Source organism: Candidatus Villigracilis saccharophilus, from assembly GCF_016711665.1.
In genome coordinates this window covers 1-15,356 of the sequence record NZ_JADJSO010000062.1, presented here as the reverse complement: position 1 = coordinate 15,356, position 15,356 = coordinate 1, and the positions used below count along the sequence as shown (strand labels likewise).

Genomic DNA, 15,356 nt, shown 5'->3' with positions numbered 1-15,356 from the left:
TCTGGCCATTACTGGGGATGTTCAAACAAAGTGAGGATGTTATCTTCTCCACGAACATGATCATCATCAACCTTGTGGGGATTCTCTTCGGACTCACGTACACGATCCTCGGCGGGGAAACGCTCAACAAACTTGGCAACCCCGCGGGCAAAAGAGGTCACCCGCTCGATCATTTTCGCTGTGATCTTTCTCGCAATTCTCGTTGCGCTGGTACAGGTTTGGAGCATGTTGGTCAGTACATTGGGATATGGGTAAGGTTACGAAGCATGCCTCATAAAAAGATTCCCATGGAACACGATAAGAAGATCGCCCTGGTCGCGCACGATAATAAAAAACGCGACCTGATCGAATGGGCGAAATTCAATCGCGACCTGCTGGCGCATCATCAGATATTTGCAACCGGTACGACAGGCAAGATCCTCGAACACGAACTCGGCTTTAAGATCATCAAACTCAAAAGCGGACCGCTCGGCGGCGACCAGCAGATCGGCGCCAAGATCGTCGAGAACAAGATTGACTTCCTGATCTTCTTCTGGGATCCCCTCGAACCTCAACCGCATGACCCGGATGTAAAGGCGCTCCTGCGTATGGCGGTCGTGTGGAATATCCCCATCGCCAACAATCGCGCCTCGGCGGACTTTATGATCTCCTCCCCGCTCATGGATGGAGAGTATGACCGTTTAGTTCCCGATTATGAGAATTATGTTGCGAGAAAAATTGATCTGGGTGAGAAGAGTGGATAAGAGAAGTCGGAAGTTTTTAAAACTTCCGACTTTTTCAATAGAGGCTATATGACAGGCAAACCAAAACTGAAATGGGAATATCCCAATTGGCAAAAACAAGCGCATGAATGGATTCATACTCAAGCAGAACGCCAATCGATTCAGATTACCGGCGAGATCGAACAACCGCACATGGTCCCATGGTCAACGGTTATGCGCATCCCGACAAATGAAGGCACGATCTTCTATAAAGCCACAGCGGTAGAGACCGTTTATGAATCCGCGCTGACAGAAAAACTGGCAGGCTGGTTCCCCGATTGCATGCCCGAGCTCATCGCAGTGGACACAACCCGCGGCTGGATGCTGATGCGCGACGGCGGCGAACAATTGCGCGCGTCCATCCGCCCAGCGCAGGATATCAAGCCCTGGGAACCTGTCATCACGAAATATGCTGAATTACAAATCGGGCTGGCAGGGCATGCTTCCGAGATGTTGGCATTGGGAATCCCTGATCACCGTCTTGTGACTCTCCCCCTACTATATAAAGAACTGCTTGCCGATGAAGACAGTCTGATGATCGGTCAGGAGAAGGGTTTGACCTCCGCTGAGTTCCAGCAATTACGAGACCTGACTTCACGCTTCAAGCAGATCTGCGCCGATCTTTCCGCCTTTGGAATTCCCGCATCGCTCAATCACGGAGATTTCCATGATGGCAATATCCTTCTCAAAAACGGACGCATGATCTTCTTCGATTGGGGCGACGCCAGCCTGACCCATCCCTTCGTGTCGCTGCGCACATTTTTTGTCAGCATGGAGATCGCGCTCAACCTCGATGATTACGCCCCGCCCACCTCAGGCATGACCGACCTTCTACGGCGCTACCTTGAAAAATGGGAAACCTTTGCGTCAAAGGATGAACTGTTAAAAGCTTATCAACTCTCCAAACCTGTGGCATCCATCGCTAAAACGCTGGCTTGGCATCAGACCATTTCAAGGCTGGATGGTTCCCTGCGCGATGAATACGCGTGGATCGTGCCTGAGGTGTTGAGGGAATTTATGGTGTACGAGAAGATGCTGGCGGATTAAAGTCTCCCATCAGGGTATACACTCATTGGTGCTGTATGTTTGAAGGGGAAGATGAGGAGGTTAAAGAAAATGATAACCGCAGAAGCTATTTTGGATGAGGCGCAGTTTGTGACCGCATTCATCACATCTAATAAATCAAGGAGCACACAATGACCACATCCTACGACGCGATCGTCATCGGTTCAGGCGCGGGCGGGTTGGCCGCCGCGGTGGCACTAGCACAGGCGGGCAAAAAGTTTTGGTGCTTGAACAGCACGACAGGCCCGGCGGGTGGACTCATTCGTTTACACTCGAAGGCTATCGCTTTAGCCCTGGGGTACATTACATCGGGTCGTTGGAAGAGGGCGGCGGACTGCGTAGGATTTACGATGGTCTTGGCGTGTCGCAAGACCTGACCTTCTGCGAACTTAATCCTGATGGATACGATCACGTAGTCATCGGTGATAAGCGCGTGGACTTTCCCAAAGGCAAGGAGAATTTAATTGAGCGGCTGAAGAGTCACTTCCCACATCAGGCAAAGGGAATTGATTCTTACTTTGCCGATCTGACCAACATGATGGAGTCACTTTCGAATATTGGCAAGTTGAGCGATCCATTGAAAGCGGCGGCGAGTGCGCCATCTATTCTCAAATGGATGCGTGCCACTGGCGCGGACTTAATCAACGCACATGTCAGCGATCCCGTTTTGCGCGGTGTGTTGGCGGCGCAGGCGGGTGACCACGGACTGCCGCCGTCGAAGGTTTCAGCTTTCGTCCATGCGGGCATCACGCATCATTATTTCAACGGCGGGTATTATCCGCTGGGCGGAGCGTTCGCACTGCCAAGAGCTTTTGTTCGGGCTCTGAAAAAGTCTGGGGGCGAGATCAGGCTCCAGTGTAGGGTGAAGCGCATTCTCGTCGAAGGCAAAAAAATTATCGGCGTGGAATTGGACAGTGGCGAGGAGATCCGCTCGAGTGTTGTAATTTCCAATGCTGATCCTGAAATTACGTTCGGTCAATTAATTGGGAAGGAAAAGCTCTCGCCTCGACTCAAACGGAAAGTTGATTCTGTCCGATATTCGACTTCGTGCCTGAGCCTGTTCTTCGCCACGGACATGGATCTGCGCGCAGCTGGACTCGACTCTGGCAATTACTGGTTTTATGACCACGTCGATGTGGACAAAATTTATTCGGACGGACTGACGGATGCGCTGCTGCGTGATGAGACTCCACCTGGCATGTTCCTGACCGCAACCACATTGAAAGACCCGTCGAAGATGCCCGCGCACGGCGCGGGACATCACACCTGCGAGTCGTTCGCGTTCGTGGGCTATGAGGCGTTCGAGAAATGGGCAAAGACGAAATACGGTTCGCGCCCCGCGGACTATGACGCGATGAAGGAAGACCTGGCGTGGCGCATGGTGCGCGGACTGGAGAAGCACGTGCCTGGCTTGAGCAAGCACATTGTGTTTTACAGCCTCGGCACGCCGCTGACAAATGAACATTATCTCAACGCCACGCGCGGAAATTTATACGGCATCGAGAAATCGCCAACGCAGGTCGGGCCGTGGGCATTCTCGCCGCGCACCGAGTTCGAGGGCTTGTATCTGTGCGGCGCGAGCACGCTCAGTCACGGCGTGGCAGGCGTGACCCAATCGGGCATCAACGCAGCCAAGGCGGTGCTTAATTGCCGCACACGTGATATTTTGACTCAGAGCGGTGCGAGCCTGACGTTCTTGCCGTCGGAGGATGTGTCCGCGTGGCCTGAGAGTTTGAGGAGGAAGATGGAAAGAGGAGAAGTGGCCCGGGAGGGTGAGGAGAAGGAAGTTTAATCAGGCGGCTTAATTTCCAGCGTTAAACATAGCGTTGAGCGTGGGTCTCCTGACCCACGCTTATTGTTATCCACTCAATCAATGTCACGGGGATTTGGTCAACGGGCAGCCCCTCCGCCCCGCCAGGCGGGAGTCACCTCGGCTCAATTAAAAAACGGAGGACATTCCCGTCAGGGATGGATGGAGGAAACCCAAAGCCATGATCCATGCGAATAATATTTCCCTGATCCACTTGCAGGGTCCAGCTTGTGACCTGATCCGCTCCAACAAATACGATCGCGTATTGTCCCGCGGGATAGTTCTCATCTGAATACGCCGATTCTGAAACTTCATACACGGCGAACAACGCAGACACATCCAAACCACTCCAGCTTTCCAGATCAGCCTTGCGCAAAAAATGGCCTTCCGAATCAAGGATGGGCAGTGCCTCCACAACAGTCCCGTCCTGCTCACCCGCCAGACATTTTGGCGGCCCGCCCAATCCTTCGGCAACCGTGCATTTGACTTGATTAAATTTCATCAAGGATTTCAAGCCATCCTTGTCCCCGCGCAAGGCGGCATCAATGATCTTATCCAACTCAAGCACGCCTATTGAGTTGACCGTGATCGACTCAACCATCTCACGAAAGACACTCAGGTTCGCTTCATCAATGGCCTTGTAAACTTCACGCCAGTTCGCACCGTCATTGATCTCAACATTGATCGGCTGTCCCATCACAATGATCACGTCATTGGACTGCGCATTGATCAAGATAACCTGCCGCGCATAAACGGCCTCGATCTGCGCTGTCTCTGAAAGGGTGGAGATGTACTCGATCCCATCAAACCCACCCAGGCTGAGTTGCCGAACGCGGATGGTCAAACTCCTCACATCCGAAACCGACTCACCATCCTTCAAGTTGACCAGCGTCTGGTACGTATCCTTCCAAACCTGATTCTGATCGTTCTTCGAATACTGGATCACAACATTATAGGAATTCTTAAGATCATAGACTCGCTCGGCAGGGTCTGTCCCATAAGGATAAACCTTGTCCGTGCCTACTTCAATCCGCAGGGTTTGGTCGGAGATATATTCCTCGGGGCCGAACCAACTGGATGGGAACTGAAAACCGAATCCGAATCCGCTGTTGGCATAGGGTTTTTCTGCGGGCACTTCGGTCACGGGAATCTGCGGCGCTTCGGTCATAACTGGCAGCGGGGTCGCTGTCAATTGAGGAGCGCAGGCGCTGACAGAAAAAATGAACATAACAAGGGATAGGGCTAAAGTCTTTTTCATTTTCTTATCTCCATTTCAAGCACTGACGAAGACAGGCAGAAAAAAGTTCCAGATTCTTTGAAAGAAACTGTTCGCCAAAAAGACGAACTCAAATCGAAGGCGGAGGGAATTGCCTTCTGTTTTTGATACAATCAAACTACATCACTCTCATAGAGTCCGTAGAGTGAAAAGGAGAAAGACTCAATGTTGAAAAAACCGAGTGAAGAGTTCATCAAAGATGGGGCGCAAAACGTTACACAAAAAGACGTCGAAAAAGTGATCATCAGGTCAGAAGAGATACAAAGGAAGTTCAGCGCCAAAGGTCCGCTGGCGCGCTTTATCGAAGACGGCAAGTTGTTGATCGCGATCGTCAAGGATTACTGGGCCGGGGCATATCGTCAGATTCCCTACGGTGTGATCGCCTCGAGTGTCTTCACACTGATCTATGTGCTCAATCCTTTTGATATGGTGCCGGATGTGCTCCCGCTAATTGGTCAACTGGATGATGTCGCGGTAATGGGAGCATGTCTTATCCTTTTCGAGCAGGATTTGCATAAATATAAGGATTGGAAGATAGGGCAGGGATAGAAACAAAACACGGAGGCTGAGATCTCCGTGTTTTTGAGAAAATCTGCGAGGGAGGGAATAGGGGCAACGGGCAAACAGATATCGTCTGGCTATGTCAGCGTCCACAGGGGTATTTCAAGATCGCCTGATAATCCCATTTTTTAAACTTGTTTGGAACGCGAATTTTGAGAGAGCACTTCGGGCCTTTTGTCTTTTCGAGTAATTCGCAATAAGTCTTCCTGGTCATGGAAAAGCCATGGAGTCTGGATTCCACTTTCTATCAGTCGAATAATTTTGCTGTATAATCTTGACTTGTCGGGAGGCAGAGGAGAGCTACCTGTTAATTCCCCTTACCTCCATCATTACACATTTTCTCTAAGGAGGAGAAACGTGAAACGAAAACTTTCTGTCTTACTTTCGTTAGTTGTGCTTGCGAGTGTTGTGCTCGCGGCCTGTGGCGCCCCCGCCACTGAAGCCCCCGCTGCGGCGACTGAAGCCCCGGCTGTTGCAACCGAAGCCCCGGCTGCGGCTACCGAAGCGCCTGCTGTCGCTTATGAAGGCTCTTCTGTTGTTGCGCCTGATTGTGAATATGGCGGCGAATTCAAGTCCATCGAAGCGGTGGACGAATTGACCGTCAAGATCACACTCTGTGTGCCTGACCCCGCTTTCCCATCCAAGATCGCCTTCACATCCTTCGCCATTCAGCCTTCTGAATATCTCGAAGCCTCTGGCGGCAATGGTGACTTGCTTGAGAAGCCCGTCGGCACCGGCCCCTACATCGTTGATTCCTGGGTCCGTGGCGATCAATTGGTCCTCAAGAAGAACCCCAACTATTGGGGCGAGAATGTCGGCGCTGAAACCCTGGTCTTCAAGTGGAGCACCGAGTCAGCCCAACGCTTGCTCGAACTGCAGTCCGGTACCGTTGACGGTATCGACAATGTTGGTCCCGATGATTTCGCCACCGTTGAAGGTGATTCCAACCTGGCTCTCTTCAACCGCCCGGCCCTCAACATCATGTACATCGGCTTTAACAACAACCCCAAGGTTGACGGCTTCGATAATGCCGCCAATCCTTTGGCCAACGAAAAAGTCCGCCAGGCCATTGCCATGGGCATTGACCGCCAGCGCATCGTTGAAAACTTCTACCCCGCTGGTTCCGAAGTTGCCTCTCACTTCACCCCCTGCGCCATCCCGAACGGCTGCGTAGGCGATGAATGGTACGCTTTTGATGCCACCGCCGCCAAGGCGCTTTTGACCGAAGCCGGTTACCCGGATGGTTTCGAAACCGTCTTGAACTACCGCGACGTTGTCCGTGGTTACCTGCCCGATCCCAACGTTGTGGCTCAGGATCTTCAGGCTCAGTTGAAAGAGAACCTGAACATCACCCTCAACATCGAAGTCATGGAATCCGGTGCTTTCCTCGCTGCGGCGGATGCCGGCCAGTTACAAGGCCTGCATATGCTGGGCTGGGGCGCTGACTATCCTGACCAGACCAACTTCCTTGGCTACCACTTCGGCGCCGGCGCTTCTCAGCAATTCGGCGATAAGTTCGATGACATCACCGAAGCTTTGACCCAGGGCGCTCAGCTCGCTTCCGATTCTGAACGCGAACCTTTCTACACCACCGCCAACAATGCCATCCGCACTCACGTGCCGATGATCCCTGTGGCTCATGGTGGTTCCGCGCTCGCCTTCAAGGCTTCTGTTGAAGGCGCCTTTGCCAGCCCGCTCGGCAACGAAGAATTCTCTGTCATGTCCAACGGCACCGACACCTTCGTCTGGATGCAGAACGCTGAACCGATCTCCCTGTATTGTGCAGATGAGACCGACGGCGAATCCCTGCGCGCCTGCGAACAGGTGACCCAGTCTCTCCTCGCTTACGAAACCGGCGGAACAGCTGTTGAGCCTTCCCTCGCCGAGTCCTATGAAGTCAGCGCTGACCTGACCGAGTGGACCTTCAAGCTGCGCCCGGGCGTGGTCTTCCACGACGGCTCCACACTTGATGCGAACGATGTTGTCACTTCCCTTGCCATTCAATGGGATGCTGCCAACCCGCTCCACACCGGCAACACCGGCGCGTTCTCCTATTGGAGCGGCCTCTTCGGCTCCTTCCTGAACGCTCCTCCGGCTCAGTAATTTCAATCCTGCACAACCTATTAGACCCCCGTCAAGAGTTATCTTGGCGGGGGTTCTCCCTAAACCGATATGACCACTTATATCATCCGACGACTCTTACTCAGCATTCCCGTTCTATTTGGCATTTTATTCGCCACCTTCGCGCTGGCACGCTTGATCCCCGGGGATCCCTGCCGCGCCATGTTGGGAGAGAAAGCCACCAAAGTGGTCTGTGATGAGTTCAATCATCGCCATGGGCTGGACAAACCCATCCCGGTACAGTTTGGGGTTTATGTTGGTGAAATTGCCCGCGGAGATTTCGGAACTTCATTCCGCTATTCCAAACCCATTACTGAATTGTTGAAGGAGCGTTTGCCCATCACGGTTGAGTTAAGTTTTGCGGCGCTGTTGGTCAGTATTTTTATCGGTATTCCTTTGGGTGTGATCTCCGCGGTCCGCCATAACTCCTGGGTGGATGTAGTCACCATGATGTGGGCTAATGTGGGCGTGTCCATGCCCGTGTTTTGGCTTGGACTAATGTTGGCGTATGTTTTTGCGCTCGCGTTAAAAGATACTCCGTTTCAATTGCCGCCTTCCGGCCGCTTGAGCGCCGGGATTACCACAACTCCATTTTTTGAAACCTGGGGGATGCAGGTCAAGGAAGGCACTTTTTCTTTTACGATCGTTGATTTTCTTGCCCGAATGAATATCCTGAACGCCGTGCTGACCGCCGACTGGGCATTATTTAAAGACGCACTTATTCATCTTATCCTTCCCGCTTTTGCCCTTAGCACCATTCCGATGGCGTTGATCGCCCGTATGACACGCTCTGCCATGCTCGAAGTGCTTGGCCAGGATTATATTCGCACTGCGCGCGCCAAAGGCATGGGGCGGCGTTCGGTGATTTTGAAACACGCGTTTCGGAATGCCCTGCTGCCTCTTGCTACGGTGATCGGTCTGTCCTTGGGCGGTTTATTGGGCGGCGCGGTTCTGACCGAAACTGTTTTCAATTTATCCGGTGTCGGCCGCATCCTTTATGACGGCATCACGGCCCGCGATTATGGCATCGTGCAAGGGTTCACGGTTGTCATCGCAATGTTTTTTGTTTTATTAAATCTCATTGTGGATGTTTCCTATGCCTACCTCGATCCCCGTATCCGCTTGAACTAGGAATTGATCATGACAATCGCTGCAACCCCTGTAAAACTGGATTCTGAAGCTCTCACACTGAAATCGACAAGCCTGTGGCAGATCACATGGCATCGGCTTTTTCGGCGCAAGTCATCCATTGTCGGCATGATCATCCTGGCTATTCTTGTGACCATTGCCCTGACCGCGCAGTGGATCGCTCCCTATAGCCCCACACTTTCCATGTTGGATACAAAACCGCCGCAGGATATCCAAAAGCGGTCTTCCCCCTGCATTTATCTTTTGGGATGTCCTCAAGACCAGCCGCAGCACATCATGGGCACCGATGGAAATATGCGCGATGAATTCAGCCGCATGTTGTATGGCGCGCGCCTGAGTTTGATGATCGGTCTCTCCACGGTAAGTTTTGCCATCATTATTGGCACGATCCTTGGCGCGCTGGCCGGTTATTTTGGCGGCTGGATTGATAACCTCATTATGCGTGTGATGGATGTCCTGTTGGCATTCCCTTCGCTGCTGCTTGCCATTGCCATTGTGACGGTTCTTGGCCCTGGCCTGATCAATGCCCTGCTTGCGATCGGCATTGTCTCCATCCCGGCCTATGCGCGTGTAATGCGTGCCTCGGTGTTGTCTGTCCGCGAAATGGACTTTGTTTCAGCCACCCGCTCGCTTGGCGGCAATACATATGAGATCCTTTTTAAATGTATTCTGCCGAACGCGCTGACTCCGCTGATTGTGCAGGGAACTCTGGGCATAGCCTCGGCTATTCTCGACGCGGCCGCACTGTCATTCCTTGGCTTGGGCGCGCAGCCTCCCACACCTGAATGGGGCTCCATGCTTGGTGCGGAACGTAATCAGGTCTTCACTGCTCCGCACCTTGTGTTCTATCCCGGACTGGCCATCATGCTCACCGTGCTTTCGTTCAATTTGATCGGCGACGGCTTGCGCGATGCGCTTGACCCGCGCCTGGTGCATGTAAGTTCATAACCTGTTTTCTTGTTAAATCAAAAACGCGACCCATGCTGCGGTCGCGTTTTTTTTATGATTTCGTCACAAAATCTTAAAGAATATTCCCCAGACCGCCAGCGCCCCGAAGACGAGAATGACCAGCCCGGCTCCTAATGCGATCTCGGAGAATTCCCGCGTATCCTGCAAACGGAAGTCTGGGGAGATGCCGGTTACCTCCCAGCGCGGACTGGCGAACCATGCGAACATGGCGCCGCCCAACAGGCCGCCCACATGCCCCCAATTATCAATGCCGGGTGAAAGCCCGATGAACAGGTTGATGGCGATGATCACCCCGGCGTTGCTGATCGCCTGCCGGGCTTGACCGCCAAATAATTTACGGTTGTGATAAAAGAATGCGACTTCTGCCGCGATCAGTCCGAACACCGCTGTGGATGCGCCCACTGAATATCCGTTTTCACCGGTCAAAAGGAAAGAGAATACGTTGCCCGTGAATCCCGCCAGAAAATATAATAGGGCGAATCTGCCGTGTCCGAAATGTCGTTCCAGTAATGTTCCGATCGAAAAAAGCGCGTACATGTTAAAGAAAATATGCGGTATGGACCCGTGCAGGAATACCGGTGTGATAAAGCGCCAGATTTCCCCCGCGCGAATGACCGAGTTGAACCTTGCGCCGTACACTTCGAGCCAGTCAATTTGATTGGCGGCATATCCCAGCACCGCCACGCTTAATAATTGTAAAACATAAACAAACACCGTGACCGCGATGAGAGTGTATGTAACAGTTGGCGCAATGGTTGGCAGGGCCACGCGCACTGACTGGAGGGCAGGATCAGGCTCAGTGTTATAGGATGAAGCGGGGATTTCGTTCATCCAAGATCAACCTTGCGATGCGTGACGCGTAAATGTTCCGATTCAATGATGCCGCGAACTTTGTTGACCGTATCGTCCAAATGAAAATCCTGGTTGACGATCACATAGTCAAATGCTTCGATGCGCTGCAATTCCTTACGTGCGGTGGCGATCCGCAGGGAGAGAGAATCGGCGGTTTCGGTTTTGCGTTCGCGCAGACGGCGTTCCAATTCGTCCTCGCCCTCGCAGGTGATGAAGATCAACAAAGCCTCTGGTGCAACCTTGCGGACAGACTCTGCGCCCTGCACATCCACGCGCATAATAACGTCCATTCCGCTGGCGAAAGCCTCGCGCACCCCCTGTTTGGGGATGCCTTTGTAATCGCCGTACACGATCGCGTACTCAAGCAATTCGTTATGCTCGATCATGTGGGCAAATTCATCATCTGAAACGAACAGGTAATCCCTGCCGTGCACCTCACTCTCGCGTTTTTCACGCGTTGTGGCGGTTACCACGAAATGGAATGGCAGGCCGCGCTCCATCATGCGTTGGACGACAGAATCTTTGCCAACGCCGGATGGGCCGGAGATCACGATCAGGAGCGGCTCAGGTTTGCGGAGTTCGAATGTGTTGGTCATGGGGGTATTGTACCAAAGAGACACGCTCTTCATTGCGGCCTTTCAGAAGTCATATCCATCCGCAGATTAATCCTCCCTGCCGTCTGCGGATAGGCTTTTTTTGGGTACAAATTTCTTCTAGTCACCTGACAGTTTCAATAACGTGTACAAAGTAATACCGAAATTCGAATAGAGCGAATCAAATTTCTTTCGATGAAACGCAGTCCGATTTGGAAGAGGCTCAAGTCACGGCGATCTATTCGATCCACCAAATGACGGAATCCAGCTCGGAGCGTACGACTCCCTGTTGAAACGAGCCAAACATAAAGAAGTGCAACGGCTAAAGTCAAACGAGATAAACGAGGTGCATGTCGCAACATAGTATGCTCGAGATCAAAGCCATGTTTTTTGAAGTCGCCGAACATTTCTTCGATCCACACGCGACGACGATAATAACGAACCGTCAAAGTCTGGTCCGGCAGATTGGTCGCCAAACACCAAGGTTCCTTCTCGCCGATCTGCCAATAAACCAAGGCTGACACCGGATAGATCTCGTTTTTTAGTCAGGCAGGCTTTCTGAAACCAAGCGGTTTGTCCGGGATGATCCACAAAGCTACCCAACTCTCGCCAGCTGAGCTGTGCATTGATCCAGAGACCAGTGTTCGTTTTCTGGCGCAGCACATAGAACCAACGCCATTGATCCAGCTGTCGCAGAACGAAAATCGAGCCAAATTCGCTATCTCCGACCAGAAAAACAGGTGCTCCTTTGGGCAACAGGCTTCTAACACACTTGAGCAGACGCACCTGTTGTTTGCCAGTGCTGTGTCCACGGACATGCTTGACCCAAGACCAGGCGATCGGCACGGAAACGACTCAATCTCCGAGTGATACTTACATTCTTGGCAGGACTGATCACTTTCCCTGCCACCTTACTGAGGTTTACTGAATGACTATGAAAAATACCAACCAACAGCCAAACAAAGTTTTGAACTTGGGTAATTCTTTGCTTCGGCCGCAATTCACAAATTCGTTGAATCCAAGTACGATAGGTCTCGTTGATCGGCATTGGAACCTCCAGGTGAAATCGTTTGTCGCAAAACAACTTTACCCGATTTCCGTGCCGATCAACATCTCTTTTGTTAAACTGTCAGGTAGCTAGAATTTCTTCATGAAGCGGTAAAATTTACTCATGCCGACCTATGACTTTATCTGTAATCATTGTGAAAAACGCTTTGATGTGTTCATGACCTTCAGCGAATATGGAAAGAAACCCGTGCATTGTGTGCATTGTGAAAGCGGGAATGTCCGCCGCCGCATGACAAAAGTGCGTATCGCGCGGTCTGAAGAAAGCCGTATGGAATCTGTCGCCGGTGATTTCTCGAGTTTTGAGGGCATCGAGGATGATCCCAAAGCGCTTGGACAGATGATGCGCAAGATGGGCAGTGAAATGGGAGAGGATTTGCCCCCGGAATTCGATGATGTCGTGGATCGATTGGAAGCCGGGCAAAGTCCGGATGAGATCGAATCAGCCCTGCCTGATCTTGGCGCTGACAGTACAAGTGCTGAATAATTTGTCTTGATAAAAAGCCACCCTGAAGAATTAGCTTCAGGGTGGCTTTTTATTTATGACCATTGACTACTGCTTTGTGGATTACTTCTCTTTTGCTCCGTCGTCTATCCATTGCGTGACCAGATCAAGGTCATTTGCAGAAAGATTGAAGAAGTGCTTTTCACTTTGGATCTTGATCAACAGGCTTGCAGCGGATTCGTTCGGGACGATCACTGCGCCGCTCTTGCTCCCCTTCATCAGGTCCGCGTAGGTGGTGACATTCAATCCACCGGACGCCGCGTCGCCGTGACAGGCTCCACACTTTGCTTTGAAGAGTTCACCAATGGCTCCGTTATAGCCTGAGCCCCCTCCGGTAGGAGATGCTGCGGGAGCCGGGGTGGGAATTTGAGTTTTCAATATCTCGCGCAGCGCGGGAGCGTCAAAGCCTGCGTAGGTGTACACATTTCCATGGCAGGCGCTGTTCGAGCAGAAAGAGATATTGCTCACGCCGCCCATGCCTTCAATGGTATGGCATCCGACACAGGATTCGTTGATGGACTGATTGTGCAGGCTGATCCAATTGGGGTTGAGATGTGACTCGGGTTCCACACCGCCACTGTTGATCTCGATGTTCGTCACCAGATCTTTGGGTTCGGTCACGATCGGGATCGAGTGGCACAAGTTACATTCGAGGCGTACCGCTTCATTCTCCGCGTTCAAATGCTTCCCATCATGGCAGCGGAAACAGCCGGGCGAATTGATATGCCCAAGGTTGTTGGGATGTGTGGTGAAGTCAACTTCCTGGTCGTGGAAGACTGTGCGGTCATAGATGGCCTGTATCTCTGTCACGGCCGCCTGGACGATCCCTGTATTCTGACTGTAAAAATCAGCATAATTGGTCTTGTAATCTTCTTCAACCGCTGCAATGGCTTGGACGGCTTCGTCGCGGGTTTCGTATTTGACACTCAACACCTCGACCGCCTTGGCGCGGATGGAGGGTATGGCAGGGTGGATCAGTTTTCCAGCCATGGCCTGGTCCACAGATTCGGTCGGGACCTCAAAGTTATGCGTCACACGGTTATGACAGGTGGTGCAGTCAATATCCTTGAGCTGGCTTTCATCCATGGAAGCTGCGTCAAAACCTGATTCCACATCAGTGTATTCGGTGAATGTGCCGTCATCGTTGGCGACGCGTACATACGGGATTTCCTGATTCAGCGGATCCGTGGCGTAATACTGGACCTTGTTCGAGATGTGCCAGTGGATGCCTTTTCCAAGGCCTTCACGTTCGTCTCCGCCGCCAGTCTTCAGGATCAGGTAGGTGGTTGTTTCAGTGTTGGCTTCGTCGCTGGCAAAATGCTTGATGGTGCGCAGGCTGTCGTGGGCAAAGGTTTCCGGTAGATGGCATTTTTCGCAGGTATCGCGTGCCGGGCGCAAAGCCGTGGCGCGGATCGGATATTCATAAAGTTTGAATATCTCGTAATAGGTTTCTTTCAATCCCTGTGTCTTGCGCAGCAACTGATTGGAGAAGGAAGCGCGCCCGATATGGCATTCTTCACAGGTGACGTTTGCGTGCGGAGAATCAGCATGGACCACGCTCTGGGGCGGCATGGTGTGGCAGGCAGTTCCGCAGAAACTTGTGGAGTTTGAATATTCCCATCCATACATCCCGCCTGCCAGCAGGATCACAAACACAATGATCAGCGTCAGGTAAGGGAGAATATATGTCCAGCGTGAAGAGCCTGGGTCCGGTACGAAAAACTTTCCCAACCGTTCCAATAACTTTTTCATACACACCTCCAAATAAAATAGCAGATGCATGGCGGATGCATCTGCTATTATTATAAACCCGTGCGGTGTTTTAATTGCTATTTTTCGAGCGCGCCTGCGTCCAGCCAGGCTTTGATCTGGGTGAGTTCTTCTGCCGTAAGAGTGGCATAAGCGTGTTTACCACTTTCAAATTTCACGACCATGGTGCTGTTGGCAGAATCACCTGCGGTGAACACGACGCCGGAAACTCCGCCCTTGATCGCGTCTGCATACGTGGATAAATTCAATCCGCCCGGATGCGCCGTGACAGCCCGCATTTTGCTGGAACAAGGGACCCAGGCTCATCCCAGCTGACAACTGCTCTGTTGTGGGTGTACCTTCTGCTGAAAGAGTTCCTTCGGGTGTCGGTGAGGCATCTGTTGTTGCCGTTGGAAGCGGGGTATTGGTCGGCACAAGTGTCGGAGTCGAGGTCGGGCGCGGAGTGGCTGTTTGCGGGACATAGACTTCAAGCCAGCTGCCTTCCTGCGGCGGGATGGTGGTCAGCGCCGTTTCTTCAGTGTTGATAAAGCCATAGATGCCAGCCAGCATGCCCAGGACGAGTACGGAAGCGATCGGGAAGTAGATCTTCTGGCGTTTGCGAATGGTCGCTTCATCAGGCATGCGGTCTGCGGTCCCGGCTTTGATCGCGGCCAGTTCAAGCGGATGTTCGTGCTGCATTTGTTCTTCGGTCATCTTGCCGGTCCACATGGCTTTGTTGAAGAATTTAATATGCACACCATAAAAATGCCAGAGGATGATGGCCAGCACCGCCAGTACGCTTCACCGCCGTGCGCGGCTTTGGCGGCGGGATGACTTCGCCCGGCCAGGAATTTGGCGGATGTGATCGGGTTCCACATCA

15 protein-coding genes and 1 pseudogene are annotated in these 15,356 nt (G+C 52.2%); 9 read left to right on the top strand and 7 right to left on the bottom strand.

The window, feature by feature from the left end; translation table 11 throughout:
* Positions 1–266 precede the first annotated feature (266 nt).
* The 4 genes and pseudogenes from IPL17_RS19535 to IPL17_RS19520 all read left to right on the top strand — a co-directional run bounded on the left by IPL17_RS19535 (position 267) and on the right by IPL17_RS19520 (position 3,618).
* A complete protein-coding gene (locus IPL17_RS19535) occupies positions 267–743 on the top strand; it encodes a methylglyoxal synthase (RefSeq protein ID WP_345308816.1) in 477 nt (158 codons plus the stop codon).
* A 48-nt stretch (positions 744–791) separates the two neighbouring features.
* On the top strand, positions 792–1,808 hold the full coding sequence (locus tag IPL17_RS19530; protein WP_345308759.1) for a phosphotransferase: 1,017 nt from the start codon (positions 792–794) through the stop codon (positions 1,806–1,808).
* Positions 1,809–1,957: 149 nt separating this feature from the next.
* Positions 1,958–2,023 (top strand): annotated as a pseudogene (locus IPL17_RS19525) (hypothetical protein); the annotation flags it as partial.
* Between the two features lie 26 nt (positions 2,024–2,049).
* On the top strand, positions 2,050–3,618 hold the full coding sequence (locus IPL17_RS19520; RefSeq protein WP_345308758.1) for an NAD(P)/FAD-dependent oxidoreductase: 1,569 nt from the start codon (positions 2,050–2,052) through the stop codon (positions 3,616–3,618).
* Between the two features lie 133 nt (positions 3,619–3,751).
* On the opposite strand, the gene IPL17_RS19515 is transcribed toward IPL17_RS19520, so the two are convergent.
* Positions 3,752–4,894: a hypothetical protein gene (locus IPL17_RS19515; RefSeq protein ID WP_345308757.1), complete on the bottom strand. Its 1,143-nt coding sequence runs from the start codon at positions 4,892–4,894 to the stop codon at positions 3,752–3,754.
* A gap of 183 nt (positions 4,895–5,077) precedes the next feature.
* Here IPL17_RS19515 and IPL17_RS19510 point away from each other — a divergent pair, with 183 nt between their 5' ends.
* From IPL17_RS19510 to IPL17_RS19495, 4 genes are all read left to right on the top strand, one after another.
* Positions 5,078–5,461 carry a DUF1232 domain-containing protein gene (locus tag IPL17_RS19510; protein WP_345308756.1) on the top strand — a complete coding sequence of 128 codons (384 nt, stop codon included), beginning with the start codon at positions 5,078–5,080 and terminating at the stop codon, positions 5,459–5,461.
* Between the two features lie 369 nt (positions 5,462–5,830).
* Positions 5,831–7,576, top strand: a complete 1,746-nt coding sequence (locus tag IPL17_RS19505; RefSeq protein ID WP_345308755.1) for an ABC transporter substrate-binding protein — start codon at positions 5,831–5,833, stop codon at positions 7,574–7,576.
* Between the two features lie 69 nt (positions 7,577–7,645).
* The gene (locus tag IPL17_RS19500; protein ID WP_345308754.1) at positions 7,646–8,725 is read left to right on the top strand and encodes an ABC transporter permease; all 1,080 of its coding nucleotides are present in this window, start codon (positions 7,646–7,648) and stop codon (positions 8,723–8,725) included.
* A gap of 9 nt (positions 8,726–8,734) precedes the next feature.
* Entirely contained in the window at positions 8,735–9,691 is a 957-nt protein-coding gene (locus tag IPL17_RS19495; RefSeq protein ID WP_345308753.1) for an ABC transporter permease, read from the top strand.
* A gap of 63 nt (positions 9,692–9,754) precedes the next feature.
* Here IPL17_RS19495 and IPL17_RS19490 read toward each other — a convergent pair whose 3' ends face one another.
* The 3 genes from IPL17_RS19490 to IPL17_RS19480 form a co-directional block, all read right to left on the bottom strand.
* Positions 9,755–10,543 carry a rhomboid family intramembrane serine protease gene (locus IPL17_RS19490; protein ID WP_345308752.1) on the bottom strand — a complete coding sequence of 263 codons (789 nt, stop codon included), beginning with the start codon at positions 10,541–10,543 and terminating at the stop codon, positions 9,755–9,757.
* Complete coding sequence (locus IPL17_RS19485) at positions 10,540–11,160, bottom strand: guanylate kinase (RefSeq protein WP_345308751.1); 621 nt, start codon at positions 11,158–11,160, stop codon at positions 10,540–10,542. The genes IPL17_RS19490 and IPL17_RS19485 overlap by 4 nt, the downstream gene beginning before the upstream one ends.
* 372 nt (positions 11,161–11,532) lie before the next feature.
* Entirely contained in the window at positions 11,533–12,003 is a 471-nt protein-coding gene (locus tag IPL17_RS19480) for a hypothetical protein (RefSeq protein ID WP_345308750.1), read from the bottom strand.
* Positions 12,004–12,328: 325 nt separating this feature from the next.
* Between IPL17_RS19480 and IPL17_RS19475 the strand changes: the two genes are divergently transcribed.
* Positions 12,329–12,709 (top strand): zinc ribbon domain-containing protein, encoded by a 381-nt coding sequence (locus IPL17_RS19475; RefSeq protein WP_345308749.1) that lies wholly within the window; start codon positions 12,329–12,331, stop codon positions 12,707–12,709.
* Between the two features lie 81 nt (positions 12,710–12,790).
* Here the strand turns inward: IPL17_RS19475 and IPL17_RS19470 are convergent, their stop codons facing one another.
* The 3 genes from IPL17_RS19470 to IPL17_RS19460 form a co-directional block, all read right to left on the bottom strand.
* Complete coding sequence (locus tag IPL17_RS19470; protein ID WP_345308748.1) at positions 12,791–14,479, bottom strand: NapC/NirT family cytochrome c; 1,689 nt, start codon at positions 14,477–14,479, stop codon at positions 12,791–12,793.
* Between the two features lie 77 nt (positions 14,480–14,556).
* Positions 14,557–14,694 (bottom strand): hypothetical protein, encoded by a 138-nt coding sequence (locus IPL17_RS19465; RefSeq protein ID WP_345308747.1) that lies wholly within the window; start codon positions 14,692–14,694, stop codon positions 14,557–14,559.
* Complete coding sequence (locus IPL17_RS19460; RefSeq protein WP_345308746.1) at positions 14,678–15,265, bottom strand: hypothetical protein; 588 nt, start codon at positions 15,263–15,265, stop codon at positions 14,678–14,680. The genes IPL17_RS19465 and IPL17_RS19460 overlap by 17 nt, the downstream gene beginning before the upstream one ends.
* Positions 15,266–15,356: the final 91 nt, after the last annotated feature.

Coding starts and splice junctions, on each gene's coding strand:
- IPL17_RS19475 (WP_345308749.1), top strand. CDS start 12,329: ATGCCGACCTATGACTTTATCTGTAATCATTGTGAAAAACGCTTTGAT.
- IPL17_RS19530 (WP_345308759.1), top strand. CDS start 792: ATGACAGGCAAACCAAAACTGAAATGGGAATATCCCAATTGGCAAAAA.
- IPL17_RS19515 (WP_345308757.1), bottom strand. CDS start 4,894: ATGAAAAAGACTTTAGCCCTATCCCTTGTTATGTTCATTTTTTCTGTC.
- IPL17_RS19500 (WP_345308754.1), top strand. CDS start 7,646: ATGACCACTTATATCATCCGACGACTCTTACTCAGCATTCCCGTTCTA.
- IPL17_RS19535 (WP_345308816.1), top strand. CDS start 267: ATGCCTCATAAAAAGATTCCCATGGAACACGATAAGAAGATCGCCCTG.
- IPL17_RS19490 (WP_345308752.1), bottom strand. CDS start 10,543: ATGAACGAAATCCCCGCTTCATCCTATAACACTGAGCCTGATCCTGCC.
- IPL17_RS19470 (WP_345308748.1), bottom strand. CDS start 14,479: ATGAAAAAGTTATTGGAACGGTTGGGAAAGTTTTTCGTACCGGACCCA.
- IPL17_RS19485 (WP_345308751.1), bottom strand. CDS start 11,160: ATGACCAACACATTCGAACTCCGCAAACCTGAGCCGCTCCTGATCGTG.
- IPL17_RS19495 (WP_345308753.1), top strand. CDS start 8,735: ATGACAATCGCTGCAACCCCTGTAAAACTGGATTCTGAAGCTCTCACA.
- IPL17_RS19510 (WP_345308756.1), top strand. CDS start 5,078: ATGTTGAAAAAACCGAGTGAAGAGTTCATCAAAGATGGGGCGCAAAAC.